Annotated in this window: 14 protein-coding genes; 8 read left to right on the top strand and 6 right to left on the bottom strand. The window is 63.3% G+C overall.

From position 1 onward, the window contains the following. Window positions 1-393: integrase core domain-containing protein (locus DNJ95_RS18725; protein ID WP_165491664.1), on the top strand; the 393-nt coding region annotated here is incomplete at its 5' end. 161 nt (window positions 394-554) lie between these two features. Here DNJ95_RS18725 and DNJ95_RS19270 read toward each other — a convergent pair. Beyond that, complete coding sequence (locus DNJ95_RS19270; protein ID WP_165491663.1) at window positions 555-716, bottom strand: hypothetical protein; 162 nt, start codon at window positions 714-716, stop codon at window positions 555-557. A gap of 178 nt (window positions 717-894) precedes the next feature. On the opposite strand from DNJ95_RS19270, the gene DNJ95_RS18715 reads away from it, so the two are divergent. The 7 genes from DNJ95_RS18715 (at window position 895) to DNJ95_RS18685 (ending at window position 7,238) form a co-directional block, all read left to right on the top strand. Further along, complete coding sequence (locus DNJ95_RS18715; protein WP_131186232.1) at window positions 895-2,148, top strand: aromatic ring-hydroxylating oxygenase subunit alpha; 1,254 nt, start codon at window positions 895-897, stop codon at window positions 2,146-2,148. Window positions 2,149-2,157: 9 nt separating this feature from the next. Beyond that, on the top strand, window positions 2,158-2,640 hold the full coding sequence (locus DNJ95_RS18710) for an aromatic-ring-hydroxylating dioxygenase subunit beta (protein WP_165491662.1): 483 nt from the start codon (window positions 2,158-2,160) through the stop codon (window positions 2,638-2,640). Between the two features lie 25 nt (window positions 2,641-2,665). Further along, window positions 2,666-3,382: a ribonuclease activity regulator RraA gene (locus DNJ95_RS18705; protein ID WP_131186230.1), complete on the top strand. Its 717-nt coding sequence runs from the start codon at window positions 2,666-2,668 to the stop codon at window positions 3,380-3,382. After that, entirely contained in the window at window positions 3,372-3,569 is a 198-nt protein-coding gene (locus DNJ95_RS18700) for a hypothetical protein (protein ID WP_131186229.1), read from the top strand. The genes DNJ95_RS18705 and DNJ95_RS18700 overlap by 11 nt, the downstream gene beginning before the upstream one ends. Next, window positions 3,559-4,935, top strand: coding sequence for an amidase (locus DNJ95_RS18695; protein WP_131186228.1), 1,377 nt, complete (start codon window positions 3,559-3,561; stop codon window positions 4,933-4,935). The genes DNJ95_RS18700 and DNJ95_RS18695 overlap by 11 nt, the downstream gene beginning before the upstream one ends. Before the next feature lie 253 nt (window positions 4,936-5,188). Continuing rightward, the gene (locus DNJ95_RS18690; protein WP_131186227.1) at window positions 5,189-6,004 is read left to right on the top strand and encodes a TauD/TfdA dioxygenase family protein; all 816 of its coding nucleotides are present in this window, start codon (window positions 5,189-5,191) and stop codon (window positions 6,002-6,004) included. Between the two features lie 241 nt (window positions 6,005-6,245). Beyond that, window positions 6,246-7,238 (top strand): LysR family transcriptional regulator, encoded by a 993-nt coding sequence (locus tag DNJ95_RS18685; protein ID WP_165491661.1) that lies wholly within the window; start codon window positions 6,246-6,248, stop codon window positions 7,236-7,238. A 59-nt stretch (window positions 7,239-7,297) separates the two neighbouring features. Here DNJ95_RS18685 and DNJ95_RS18680 read toward each other — a convergent pair whose 3' ends face one another. The 5 genes from DNJ95_RS18680 to DNJ95_RS18660 all read right to left on the bottom strand — a co-directional run. Continuing rightward, on the bottom strand, window positions 7,298-8,242 hold the full coding sequence (locus DNJ95_RS18680) for a PDR/VanB family oxidoreductase (protein ID WP_131186225.1): 945 nt from the start codon (window positions 8,240-8,242) through the stop codon (window positions 7,298-7,300). A gap of 60 nt (window positions 8,243-8,302) precedes the next feature. Beyond that, on the bottom strand, window positions 8,303-9,691 hold the full coding sequence (locus tag DNJ95_RS18675) for an MDR family MFS transporter (protein ID WP_242672004.1): 1,389 nt from the start codon (window positions 9,689-9,691) through the stop codon (window positions 8,303-8,305). A 131-nt stretch (window positions 9,692-9,822) separates the two neighbouring features. Further along, window positions 9,823-12,315, bottom strand: coding sequence for a TonB-dependent siderophore receptor (locus DNJ95_RS18670; protein ID WP_131186224.1), 2,493 nt, complete (start codon window positions 12,313-12,315; stop codon window positions 9,823-9,825). Between the two features lie 300 nt (window positions 12,316-12,615). Next, window positions 12,616-12,801, bottom strand: coding sequence for a hypothetical protein (locus tag DNJ95_RS18665; RefSeq protein WP_131186223.1), 186 nt, complete (start codon window positions 12,799-12,801; stop codon window positions 12,616-12,618). 110 nt (window positions 12,802-12,911) lie between these two features. After that, a partial coding sequence (locus tag DNJ95_RS18660; RefSeq protein WP_131186222.1) for an energy transducer TonB occupies window positions 12,912-13,238 on the bottom strand: 327 nt, incomplete at its 5' end.

The following is a 13,238-nucleotide window of genomic DNA, read 5'->3' as shown; positions in this document are numbered from 1 at the left end:
CGCACGGAGTTTGTTCTGGATGCGCTCGAGCAGGCGCTTCACGCCCGTCGTCCTGAGCCTCACCGGCTGGTTCATCACAGCGACAGGGGCTCGCAATATCTGTCGATTCGCTACAGCGAACGGCTGGGTGAGGCCAGCATCGAGCCATCGGTTGGCAGCACCGGTGACAGCTACGACAACGCGCTGGCAGAGACCATCAATGGCCTCTACAAGACCGAACTGATCCACAAGCAAGGACCATGGAAAAGCGTAGAAAGTCTGGAGTGGGAAACGCTGAAATGGGTGGCCTGGTTCAACCATCAGCGGCTGCTGGAGCCGATAGGAAATAGGCCGCCAGCGGAGTTTGAGGCACTATACGAACAGAGTCAGGCAGCCATCCCCGTGGCAGCCTGACTCAAACACAATAGCCTCCGCGATACCCAGGGCGGTTCAGAGCGAAGACGGCTCAGTTGCGCGAGCATTTTATTTGGAATGTTTCGACGGCAACGGCTCATTCACCTATGACCGCATCGGCCGAGGAACCATTTATATCAAGTCATGTTGTTTATCGTTGATCATATCTCCTGACGCAAATAGCCCAACTCATTATTGAGCATCTTGGCAGTCGTGAGCGATTTCAGCCGTTCACGTCGATCATGAACATAGCGATCAGCACCCCATGTCTGGCCATGAACCATGGGATATTCAGTCCAGCACACCGGTTCGCCCTCCTTCACGCTTGTCTCCTGGAACCACGCTCTTCAGCCATGCATGGCGAAACCCTCGCCGCGTATTTTTCGCGGCAGCGCGAGCATATTTTGATGTTTGAACATCGCCCCTGCGGCCGTATTTTAGGCCCACATAAGGCGAGCCCAAGACAGCCTCCCGCGTGCAGTCTGAAGATAGGAAACAGCATTGAAAAACTCAGAAAATCCATTACCGGTAACTTGGCCTGAAGAAGGTGTGCGCCGCATTCCCTATGCGGTTTATTCGGAGCCGGAAGTGTTCGAGCATGAGCAGAAAGCCATTTTCCGTGGGCCGATCTGGCACTTCCTCGGCCTCGAGGTGCAGATCCCCGAAGCGGGCTGCTACGTCACTGCACAGGTCGGCGAAACGCCGGTGATCATCGTGCGCAACGACGAAGGCGAAGTCCAGGCGATGGTCAACCGCTGCTCGCACAAGGGCACGCCGCTGGTCTACACCCCCCAGGGCAAGACCAAGCGCTTCATGTGCATCTACCACAACTGGTGCTTCAACCTGAACGGCAAGATGACCGCCGCCGCCTTCGAGCGCGGCGTACGCGGCAAGGGCGGCATGGCCGATACCTTCAGGAAGGAAGACAACGGCCTGCAGCGCCTGCGCGTGCATGTGCAGAACGGCCTGATCTTCGGCACCTTCAGCGAGCAGACGCCGCCCTTCGAGGAATATGTCGGCCCGGAACTGATCGCCAACATGCAGCGCGTCTGCGGCAAGCCGCTGCGGGTACTCGGCACCTACAGCCAGAAGCTGCCATCGAACTGGAAGTTGTACATCGAGAACGTCAAGGACCCCTACCACGCCTCCATCCTGCACGCCTTCAACGGCGTGATGAAGCAGGACCGGCTGACCATGGAGGGCGGCATCACCATGGGTACCAACGGCTGGTCGCACATCAGTTGGTCGAAGATGAAATTCGAGACCGGCGGCGAAGTGTACGAAGAAGCCGAGATGCGCTCAGCCGAGATCAGCGCCTACGGCTTCGGCCTGCGCGACAAGTCGATGACCGACGTGTGGGACGACTTCGGCGATAGCGTCTCGATGACTATCCATACGGTCTTTCCCAACTTCGTCCTGCAGCAGCTGCGCAACTGCCTGGCGCTGCGCACCATCGTGCCAGTCGGTACGCATGAATCAGAGTTGCGCTGGATCGCCTTCGGCTACCAGGACGACGACGAGCACAAGCTCAACGGGCGCCTGAAGCAATCCAACATGATGGGCCCGGCCGGGCTGATCGCCATGGAGGACGGCATGATCGGCGGCCTGGTGCAGCAAGGTATCGCCGGCAGCCTGGACAAGGCGGCGGTGATCGAAATGGGTGGCCACGGGATCGAACCAATCCCCGGTTCGCGGGTTTCCGAAGGTAGCGTGCGCGGTTTCTGGACCGGTTATCGCGCGTTGATGGGGCTGTAAGCAATGAACATGAGCAACGTGACGGAGCGTATCACCGTGGCCCAGGCCCGGCAGTTGATCGCCGACTACACCTACACCATCGACGACGGCGTGCTGTCGGACTGGCCGACCTACTTCACCGAACCCTGCATCTATCGCATCACTACCCGTCAGAACGAAGAGATGATCATGCCGCTGTCGATCATGCTCTGCGACAACCAGGCGATGCTCTACGACCGCGTCGAGGCGATCGAGAAAGCCAACATCTTCGAACCGCACTATTACCGCCATGTCCTCTCCGACTCCAAGGTGCTGGAGATGGATGATGAGTCGGTCCACATGGAAACCGGCTTCACCTGCGTGCGTACCATGCTCGACGGCCGCGTTACCCTGTTCGCTACCGGGCGCTACTCCGACCACATCGTGCTGGAGAAAGGCCGCTGCCTGTTCCGCTCGCGCAAGGTGGTGCTCGACTCGTCCAAGGTCGACACGCTGATCGCCATCCCGCTATGAGCCGCCTGGTCCGGGAGGCTCGCCCATGGCACTGAGCGAAAAAAACCGTCTGCGCCTGGCGCAGGTGAACGTTTCCACCCTGAGCACCTGCCTCTATCGCGCCGGCGTGCGGCGTGCCGTGCCCACCGGCATCGTGCCGCTGGGCAAGGGCCAACCGCGAATGGTCGGCCCCGCCTATACCTTGCGCTTCATACCGATGCGCGACGACGTCGGCGGCATGAGCAGCTACGGCGGTGCCAGCAACATCCATCAACGGGCGTTCGAAGAATGCCCACCAGGCAGCGTGCTGGTGATGGATACACGTGGCGAGGTACGCGCCTGTTCCTGCGGCGACCTGTTGATCGGGCGCCTGAAGGCGCGCGGCTGCGCCGGTATCGTCAGCGACGGCGGCTTTCGCGACAGCGCGCAGATCGAGAAGCTCGGCTTCCCGGCCTACCAGCGCTGCGCCGTGCCGGCGCCGAGTTTCGGCTTCCTGCAGGCGGTGGAGCTCGACGTGCCGGTGGGCTGCGCGGACGTCGCCATCTACCCCGGCGACATCATCGTCGGCGACAGCGAAGGCGTGCTGGTGATCCCGCTGGCGATGGCCGACGAGATCGCCGAGCAGGCCTGGGAACAGACCCGTTACGAAGTCTTCGCCGCCGCCGAAGTGGCGCGCGGACGCAGCATCATCGGCCTGTACCCGGCCACCGAGCAGTCGCGGGCGGAATTCCGTGCCTGGCAGGATGCCCGTGATGGCGCCTGACTGCGAAGCGCAGACCGCCCGGGAGCGCTGGCTGGCCGCACTGCTGCTGCAGCATGGCCTGGAACTGCAGCCGGCACGCCTCGCCGAACTGGCCAGCGCCCAGGCAATGCTGACGCGCTACACCGAGTTCCTGCGCCAGACCAGCCCGGTTTCTGTGAAGTACCTGGAGCACGAGCATGACGCCTGATCCGGATAACCATACACCGAGCCTGGCGCAGGCTTCGCGGGCACTCCGAGCCGGCGCGTTGTCGTCGGTCGAACTGACCCGTCACTGTCTCGGGCGCATCGCTGCGCTGGACCCGGGGCTCAACGCTTTCGTCACCCTCACCGCAGAACACGCCCTGGCCGCCGCCCACAAGGCCGATGAGGAACTGCGCGGCGGCCGCCGACGCGGCCCCCTGCATGGCATCCCACTCGGCCTGAAAGACATCATCGACATGGCTGGAGTGCCGACCACGGGTCAATCCTGCCAGTTGCTCGATCACGTACCGACCCGCAACGCCACCGCGGTCGAGCGCCTGGAGCAGGCCGGTGCAGTGCTGATGGGCAAACTCACCACCCATGAATTCGCCTTCGGTACGCCACGCTGGGGACCGCCCGGCCCGCCGGCGCGCAACCCCTGGCATGCTGCGCACTTCGCCGGCGGCTCGTCGAGCGGCGCGGCGGTAGCCGTGGCCAGCGGCATGCTGCTCGGCGCGCTGGGCAGCGACAGTGCGGGTTCGGTACGCAGCCCCGCCGCCCTGTGCGGGGTGGCCGGCTTCAAGCCGACACGCGCGCGCATCGACCTGCACGGCAGCCTGCCGCTGGCACCCAGCCTCGACTGCCTCGGCCCGCTGGCGCGCAACGTCGAGGATTGCGCCCTGCTCTACCGTGCGCTGGCGCGACCGGACGAGGCTTTCTGGAGCGCCGACGATCCGCCCTGGGGCGAGATCAAGGGCTTGAAGATCGGCGTAGTGCGCAGTTTTCTCGACGAACGCTCCGGCACCTCCGCGCCGACCCGCGCCGCCATCGAGGACGCCATCAGCACCTTCGAGGCGCTCGGTTGCCAGGTGCGCGACGTCAGCCTGCCCGCGCCCTGGGAATGGAACGCCGCCGGCATGGTGATTCTGCTGAGCGAGGCCTATGCCTACCACGAGCACTGGCTGCGCAGCCGCCCACAGCAATACGGGGTGCAACTGCGCGAGGCGCTGTTGCTGGGCGCCACGCTGAGCGCGGCGGACTACTGCCGCGCCCAGGAGCACCGGCGGGCACTGAGCGGGAACCTGGACACGCTGCTGGAAAACGTCGACCTACTGCTCTGCCCGATCCAGGCCGGTGAGGCACCAACGCTGGAACAGTTGGCCCCCTGGGGGTTTCTGCAGAAACCCAGCTACGGCATCGCCTTCAACCTCAGCGACAACCCGGCGCTGTCGGTCTGCTGCGGCTTCGGTCCGCAGGGCCTGCCGCTGGCCCTGCAACTGGTCGGTCGGCGCAACGACGAAATCACCCCGCTGCGCGCCGGGCACGCCTACGAACAGGCCTGTGAATGGCACCGACGGCGTCCGCCGTTATAACCGCCGTACCCTCGTGAAGTTCAAATAAACGAACAAGGGAAAGTTGCGCCATAACAATTAATCCAGCGGCTCTTCGCCATGCCCGGTACCGCGCAAAAAATTGATTCGACGACAACTAAATTCTCTGCCTGCTGCAATGTTCTGCAGACATTCGAATAGCCATAAACTGCGGACAAAAGTTGGATCCTCAACCATGAATTCGCCGCACTTACTTAGCGGCGACCCGCAACAAACAGTAAGGAAGAAATAATCCATGAGTTATCAGAATATCCGTGTGCTCCCTACCACCCCGCATATCGGCGCCGAGATTCACGATATCGACCTGACCAGGCCGCTTTCCCCTGCCGTGGTCAGGGAACTGCATGAGGCACTGGCCGAATTCCAGGTGATCTTCTTCCGCGACCAGCCGATCAGTCTCACCGACCATGAGGCCCTGGCGACCCACTTCGGCGAGATGCACATCCACGTCGGCCCGGCCACCGAGAGCAAGCCGCTCCCGGAAAACCCGGCGATCCGCATCCTCCATTTCGACAAGACCTCGACGAAAGTCGCTGGCGAAGAATGGCATTCGGACCAGACCTGCGCGGCAATCCCGCCGATGGGCAGCATCCTGCACATCGCGCAGACCGCGCCGAATGGCGGCGGCGCGACCTGCTTCGCCAGCATGTACGCGGCCTACGATGCGCTGTCGCCGCTGATGAAGTCCTATCTCGAAGGGCTCACCGCTACCCACGATGGCCGCCGTGTGTTCGGCCCCGAGGCACCGGTGAACTCCCACCCGATCATCGCCCAGCACCCGGTCACCCGGCGCCGCCTGATCTTCGTCAACAAGGCCATGACCTCGCATATCGACGGCCTGCCGCGCGACGAGAGCGACGCCATCCTCACCTTCCTCTACGCCCATTGCCAGAAGCCGGAATTCCACGTGCGCTTCCAGTGGCAAGACCATTCCATCGCCTTCTGGGACAACCGCTGTACCCAGCACAAGGCCATCTGGGACTACTACCCGAACGTGCGGTCCGGCTACCGCATCCAGATCAAAGGCAGCTCTGGTCCTGTCATGGCCTGAAGCGCACGCCTTTCGCGCCCGTTCCACCGCGTCGGGGAGCGGGCACCGGCCAGCCAGCCGGGAAACCAAATGGCATGCTAACTGCATCGCAGTCTTACAACCATAAAAGGAGCTTGTCAGGACTGATCCAGGTCAATGGATTGCGCAACAGTGGTGCAGTGCTGAACGGGACTGATCGCACATCACGCATGCAGAGCCGTTGCAGTTCGCTATTCATTCACCCATGTTGGCAGGTCTCATCATGACGCTCGGTCTTCTCCCACATTTCGTCAACACGACCGCCCTGCGTTACTTCTATGAAGTGGCACGGCACGGCTCGTTCAAGGTCACCGAAGAAAAGATCCACATAGCAGCCTCGGCCATTCGCCGGCAGATCCAGTTGCTCGAACAGGAACTCGATACCAAGCTGTTCGTACGCGACCGTAACGGCCTGAGGCTGACCTCGGCCGGAGAGTCGCTGCTGTACCGGGTCAAACGGGCCATGAAGGAACTCTCCATCGCCCGCTCGGAAATCGACATTCTGCAGGGCGAGCACACTGGCAACGTGCGTATCGGCATCAACGAGACGGCGGCGCGCGAGTTCCTCGCCGGCTTCCTTCAGGAGTTCCGCGAGGCCTATCCACGGATCACCTTCGAGATCATCACCGCCAACTCCAACCAGCTCACCGGCATCATGATGCGCGGCGAAGCGGACATCATCGTCGGCTACGCCCTGGAGCTGCAGAGCGGGCTGCAGCAGGTGGTTTCCTACAACCTGAAAACCTGCATCACCGTGCACAAGGAACACCCGCTGGCCAATCGCGCGTCCGTGAAGGTGGCCGACCTGGTGGACGAGAACTTCATCATTCCCAGCGGCGAGCAGAGCCTGCACCACGTGATCAACGCGGTGTTCTCCCGGGTAGCGGTGAAGCCGATGTTCAGCATCGTCGCCAACTCCTTCGAGTTCATCGCGGTAATGGTCGCCCTGGGCATGGGCATCGGTTGCCAGGTGCGCCTCTCTGTAGGGCCCGACCCGATGCGCCCGGACATCGTCTACGTGCCGATCCGCGACGCCAAGATCAAGTCGGCGATCCTCGCCTGCTACATCCCCGAGGAAGGCACCTCGAACAAGGCCACCCTGCTCTGCCTGGAATCACTGCGTACCGCACTGGATCGCTGGAGCGCCCAATCCATGGGAAGCTGGCAGGAAGATGGAGAGGACAACCGCGTGCGGCAGTTGCATGCTATGTCCTAGTCCATAGCGACAAGGGCCGCGCGGCGGCCCTTGTCGAATGTGTCAGCCCCCGGCGAGGGTTACAGGTCGAGCACCAGTCGCGGGGTTTTCGAACGCGAACAGCAGGGCGTGAACAGTTTGTTCCCGGCCTGCTCCTCTTCGCTCAGGACCAGGTCGCGGTGGTCGGGAACACCTTCCAGCACCGGTGTCAGGCAGGCGCCGCAGATGCCCTGGCAACAGGACACCGGAATCTCGATACCGGCTTCCTCCAGCACCTCATGCACACTGCGGTCGGCGGGAATCCGGTAGACCTCGCCGCTGCTGGCGATCTGCACTTCGAAGCTGCCGTCGGCGGGTGCCGCCGTGGCAGCCAGCGCGGCGAAGTGTTCGCGGTGTAGTTGCCCATCCGCCCAACCGAGGCCGCGGGCACTGTCCAGCACATGCGCCATGAAGGTCTCCGGCCCGCAGACGTAGAGGTGGCAACCGGCCTGCGGAGGACCGAGCAGGCGCCCCACGTCGAAGTCCACACGGGCGAAATAGCGTGAGGTGTGCGCACTCAACGGGGCGCTGTCGAGCAGTTCGAGGAAGGCCGCGTGGGTGGGTGCCTTGGCCCGGTAATGCAGTTCGAAATCGGCGCCGCTGGCGGCCAGCTCGAAGGCCATGCTCAACAGCGGCGTGATGCCGATACCACCGGCCAGCAACAGGTGCCGGCGCCCTTCCGGTTGCAGGGCGAACAGGTTACGCGGTTCGCCGATGGAGAGCGATTGGCCGACCTCGATACGCTCGTGCAGGGTACTGGAACCGCCGCGCGATGCCGGCTCACGGAGCACGGCAATGACATAGCGGTGCCGTTCGCGCGGAGAATTGCACAGCGAATACTGGCGCAGCAGGCCGCCATCCAGTTGCACGTCGATGTGCGCACCGGCGGCGAACGGCGGCAACTCGGCGTCGTCGCGGCGGCGCAATTCGAAACTGTAGATGCCTTCGGCCTCGCGGCGCTTGGCGGTGACGATGACATCGAACATCTCTCTACTCCTGGCACCGCTCGTCACCGGCCACGGTGCAGTGCGGCGCCCCGTGTGTATTCAGGGATGGGCCGGCAAACGCCGATCAGGCAAAAACAGCGCGGCGAACACGCCGGGCAAGGCGACCGCGGCGCCGATCAGCAACAACTGGTTGAAGGCATCGGCGATCTGCGCCGGCGCGAGGCCGGCGGTCGGGTCGCCGTCGATAGCCCGCACCGGCGCGCCAGCTTGCTGCAACAACACCAGCAGCAGGCTCGACATCAACGCCATGCCCAGGGTCCCGCCAAGCGCCCGCAGCAGGTTGGCGGTGCTGGTGGCGACGCCCATGTGGCGCGGCGCCACGGCCATCTGCGTGGCGATCATGCAGGTCGGGTACTGGCAACCGATGGCGACCCCGCAGAGCGACATGCACAGTCCGGAAAACCAGGCCTGCTGCGGCGCGACCAGCGCCAGGGCAACCATCGCCAGTGGCAGCAGGATGCTGCCGAAGAGCATCTGCGGCTTGTAGCGGCCGAGCAGGCCGACCAGCCGCCCGCTGCAATAGGCCCCCAGGGGCACGCCCATCACCAGCGGCAGCAAGTGCAGCGCGGCCTCGGCGGCGCCGTGCCCGGTGAGGCTCTGGTAGCGTAGCGGGATCAGCATGGTCAGCGAGATCGCCTGGAAGGTAGCGACGAAGATCACCACACCACTGAGTACCAGGCTGCGCTGGCCGAACAGGTGCAACGGTAGCAGCGGCTCGGGTGCGCGGCGTTCCTGCCAGACGAACGCCAGCAGCAGCGCCGCGGCCAGGCCGAACAGCGCCGACAGCTCGCCGGCATGCCAGCCGGCCGGACCTTCGCCGGCCCGTGAGATGGCCAGCAGCAGCACGCTGAGGGCGGCGACCAGCAGCAGTGTGCCCAGGTAATCGATGCGCGCCGGATGCACCGGCTGCGGCAGCCCGAGCAATGCCCGGCGACTGATCGCCATCGCCAGCAGACCCAGCGGCAGGTTGATCCAGAACACCCAGCGCCACGACAGCGTGGCGGTGAGCAAGCCGCCAAGCAGCGGGCCGGCGACACTGGCGAGCGCGAACATGCTGCTGATGTAGCCCTGGTAGCGGCCGCGTTCGCGCGGTGCCATCAGGTCGCCGATGATCGCCTGGCTGAGGGTGATCAGGCCGCCGGCCCCCAGGCCCTGCAGCATGCGAGCGAGGATCAGTTGCTGCATGTCCCGGGCCAGCGCACAGAGGCAGGAGGCCAGGGTGAACAGGCCGATGGAGGCGAGCAGCAGGCGACGACGGCCATAGAGGTCGCCGAGTTTGCCGTACAGCGGGGTGGCAACGGTCATCGCCATCATGTAGCCGGAGACGATCCAGCCGAGGAGGTGGAAGTCGCCCAATTGCGCGGAGATCGCCGACAGCGAGACAGCGACGATGGTCTGGTCCAGCGCGCCAAGGAAGATGGCCAGCATCAGGCCAAACATGATTGGACGGATGACGACGGGATCGGGTGACGTGAAGGGAGCTGTACTCAAGGAAGGTACCCAGGTCTGTAGCGGTCGGAACCGGGGCACCCGTGGGTGCCCCGGCGACCGGGCGCCGATCAGAACTTGTAGTTGAGCGAAGCGGTGAGCGTGCGGCCTTCGGACGGCATCACCAGGACGGAATCGAACAGGTTGGCCGAAGTGAAATACTCCTCGTCGAACAGGTTATTGATGGTGAACAGGGTGCTCCAGTTCTTGTACTCGTAGCCGACCGAGCCATTCCACAGGGTGTAGGACGGCAAGCGGATCTGCTGCTGGTTGTCCGCCCACTGCGCATCCACCCAGGTGAAGCCGAGACTGGCGTTGAGCCGCCCGCCGCCCAGTGGCTGGGTGTAGTTGCCGTACAGGCTGGTCACCCACTCCGGCACACCGCCGCGGTCCCACTCACCGCCGAGGATCGAGCCGGAAGCATCGTAGAAACGATAGCCGTAGAGGGTCGAAGGGTCGACGCCCAGCGCCTCGGCCACCGATGCGGTGTTGAGGATGGTGTACGGGTTGCCCTTCTCTTTCACATGGGTCTTGCTCGCCGCGGCGCTCATCGAGAAGTTGCGGTTGATCAGCCAGCGCAGTTCGCCTTCGAAGCCGGTGCTGTTGACCAGGATGTCGGTGCCACTCTGGGCGTCGGCATAGCTGCGGTCCTGGTCGAACGCCGCCAGGCTGGCGTAGACGCTGCCGTTCGGGCTGGCGTACTTGACACCCAGTTCACGCAGTTTGGAATCCTGGACCCAGGAGCCGTTCTGGATGTTCTCCACCGGGATGCCGCCTGCCGAATTGGTCGCCAGCGCGCCGGACTCGGCGTAGGTGAAGTACGGCACGATGCCCCATGGGGTCTTGTAGCTCAGGCTGATGTTGAACGAGTCGGCGGTGCCATCGTCGCTGTACCAGTCCGGATGGCCGTCGCCGTCCTCGTCGCCGATCAGCGTGCCGGCGGTGGACTGTGCCTTCTCCGAGGCCTTCACGTCGTAGTGATCGAAGCGATAGCCGAGGGTCAGGTTCCAGTCGCGCCAGTTCAGGTCGGAAACCGCGAAGGCGCCGGTGTTCTTGCTCACCGAGAAGTTCTGCGAAGTATAGGGGCGCAGGTACTGGCCGTTGCCGAGGGCGACGTTGCCTTCATGGCCGGCGTCGAAGCTGTCGTTCGGCGTGGCGCCGACCGAGATGTCGCGGCGGTCGAAGATTTCGTCGCCATAGGCTTCGCGATCGGTGCCGTTGTAGTAGCGATAACTGACACCGACCACGTTGTTGCTGCTGACCTCGCCCAGGGTCATCGGGAAGCTCAGGCTGAGCTTGTCTTCCCAGACGTAGGAGTCGAACTGGGCGGTAAAGCCGTAGCTGGAATACTTGTAGTGGTCCATGTCCTCGTAGAAGACCTGGTTCTTCAACTCCCAGCCGTCGCCGAGGTCGCGGATCAGGTCGAAGTAGGCGGTACGCAGCGTGGTCTCGCCACGGTCGGCCCTGGTGGTCATGGTTTCGTTGTGGTCGAGCTTGGTGGTGCCCGGATTGCTCAGCGAACCGTTGTCCACCGCCGGCAGGCTGCAGCCGCTGTAGCCGCCGGAGCAGAATACGTCGAGCAGGGCGTTGCCGCTGCCCGAGGGGAAGCCGACACCCGGCGCGATGCCCTCGCGCACGTCGTCCGGATAGAGCACCGAACCGCGGGTATTGAGGTTGGAGGCGGCACCGGTGATGTAGGTGCCGTGATCGATCAGGTCCTGGGTCACGCGGTTCCAGCCGGCGTTCTGTTGGCGCTCGGCGTCCAGGTACTGGCCGCCGAATTCGGCGCGCAGGTTGTCGGTCAGGTCGAGATCGAAGGCCAGTTGGCCAAGCTGGGATTTCGGCTCGACATAGTCGTAGTAGCTCTTCGAATCCTCCTGCTCGTAGTAAGCGTAGACCCCGCCCTGGCGACCGCCGAGGGTGAAGGGTGTGCCGCCTTCGGCGTGGGCGATGTACTTGTCGTAGGAGCCGACGGTGATGCCGACTTCGCCGGAGGGTTCCTCGATGTACTTGGAGGTACCGGATTTCGCCGACTTCGGCGTGAAGTTCATATAGCCGCCGATCTTGCCGGCGCCGAAGGCCGGGCTGACCGGGCCACGGACGATATCCACCGAGCTGGCCGCGCGGATCGGCGTGGTGTAGTTGCCGGAGTTCTGCACGCGCTTCATGCCGCGAAAGTAGTTGTCGGCCTCCTCGCCACGCAGGGAAACCGAACCGGCGACACCGAAGAACGAGCCGGTATAGGCCCCGGGGGTCATCCGTACCAGGTCGTTGACATCACGCAAGCCGTAGTTCTGGATCAGCTCGGAGGACACTTCGGTCACCGAGCGCGGGGTCTCCACCAGCGGTTTGCCGACACCGAACACACTGGAGCCGGTGTTGCTGGCACTGGGCATGATACCGAGGTTGTCCTCGATGCTTTCTTCGACGCTATAGTCTTTCAACATGACGATATCGTCGCTGGCGGATGTGCTTTCCTGGGCATAAGCGGTGGCGCAGAGAAACGGTAACGCCATGGCCACGGCATAACTAAGTCGCTTATCACGTAGTGGGAAATCGCTCATACAAGGCTCCGGTATATTTATAGGGATTCATTTCTTATACATGCGCCCTGTTCAGTCGAACTCACTGGACTTCCAAGTTGGGAGTTGCACTTGGTTATATCGCTGCAAGGCTGACCACGATAGGGTCGCCGCATTCCAGGCGGCACCCTCGTTTGGAGCAAACCTAAAGGGCTTTTGGGTATTCGTAAATATCAATAAATCAGCGCTGCGCCGCGAAAAATTCGCCGGCGCAGAAGTGCCACAGGACGAAGCCGTTACATTGCGCGAAAGACGATTAATCCGTGGTTTGGCAACTAATAATCAGTTGCTCGCCGGAGGCAGGTTCTCGATTGACGAACAGGCAGGCAGCGGCCCGCCAGGCAAGATGCCGCAATGGTGGGTGGACGAAAACAGGCCCTGGTTTGATCCGTAGGTGCAGTTGTAATGATCGCCTGCCGTGGAGATGTCGTACTCGCCATCGACAACCGCCGAGTTCAATACGGGCATAAAAAAACCGGCGACAGGATGACCTGTGCCGGATAAGGCGGACCTCCCTGTCCTGCTGTACCACGATGAAACGGGGGGGGCGCCCGCGCCCTTCCGGGCGCGCTACGCGGTCACTGGAGACTGATCTGCTTCAGGCCGAAGGTGATGGTCTGCCGGGCACGCTGCTCGACGGCGACACCATCGACGGTACGCGGCTGGAACTTCCATTTCTTCACCGCATCCAGCGCAGCCGAGTCGAACAACCGCGGCGGCTTGGACGACAACACCCTGGCGCTGGCGACCGAACCGTCCGGGCGGATCAGCAGCTCCAGTGTCACCTGCCCTTCGATCTTCGCCTGCCGCGCCTGCCGTGGATAGACCGGCACGCTCTGCGACAGGGCCACGGCGTCCTTGCTCGCCTTGGGTGCCGGCGCCGGCACCCAAGGCGAGCAAGGACC

This window comes from Stutzerimonas kirkiae, from assembly GCF_004327335.1.
Lineage (GTDB): Bacteria > Pseudomonadota > Gammaproteobacteria > Pseudomonadales > Pseudomonadaceae > Stutzerimonas > Stutzerimonas kirkiae.
The sequence above is the reverse complement of the archived record's forward strand: the minus strand, read 5'-3'. Positions and strand labels throughout refer to the sequence as shown.

Bases quoted from the DNA above. Each gene is read 5' to 3' on its own strand.
- DNJ95_RS18710 (WP_165491662.1), top strand. From the start codon at position 2,158: ATGAGCAACGTGACGGAGCGTATCACCGTGGCCCAGGCCCGGCAGTTG.
- DNJ95_RS18705 (WP_131186230.1), top strand. From the start codon at position 2,666: ATGGCACTGAGCGAAAAAAACCGTCTGCGCCTGGCGCAGGTGAACGTT.
- DNJ95_RS18700 (WP_131186229.1), top strand. From the start codon at position 3,372: ATGGCGCCTGACTGCGAAGCGCAGACCGCCCGGGAGCGCTGGCTGGCC.
- DNJ95_RS18695 (WP_131186228.1), top strand. From the start codon at position 3,559: ATGACGCCTGATCCGGATAACCATACACCGAGCCTGGCGCAGGCTTCG.
- DNJ95_RS18690 (WP_131186227.1), top strand. From the start codon at position 5,189: ATGAGTTATCAGAATATCCGTGTGCTCCCTACCACCCCGCATATCGGC.
- DNJ95_RS18685 (WP_165491661.1), top strand. From the start codon at position 6,246: ATGACGCTCGGTCTTCTCCCACATTTCGTCAACACGACCGCCCTGCGT.
- DNJ95_RS18680 (WP_131186225.1), bottom strand. From the start codon at position 8,242: ATGTTCGATGTCATCGTCACCGCCAAGCGCCGCGAGGCCGAAGGCATC.
- DNJ95_RS18675 (WP_242672004.1), bottom strand. From the start codon at position 9,691: ATGCTGGCCATCTTCCTTGGCGCGCTGGACCAGACCATCGTCGCTGTC.
- DNJ95_RS18670 (WP_131186224.1), bottom strand. From the start codon at position 12,315: ATGAGCGATTTCCCACTACGTGATAAGCGACTTAGTTATGCCGTGGCC.
- DNJ95_RS18665 (WP_131186223.1), bottom strand. From the start codon at position 12,801: ATGCCCGTATTGAACTCGGCGGTTGTCGATGGCGAGTACGACATCTCC.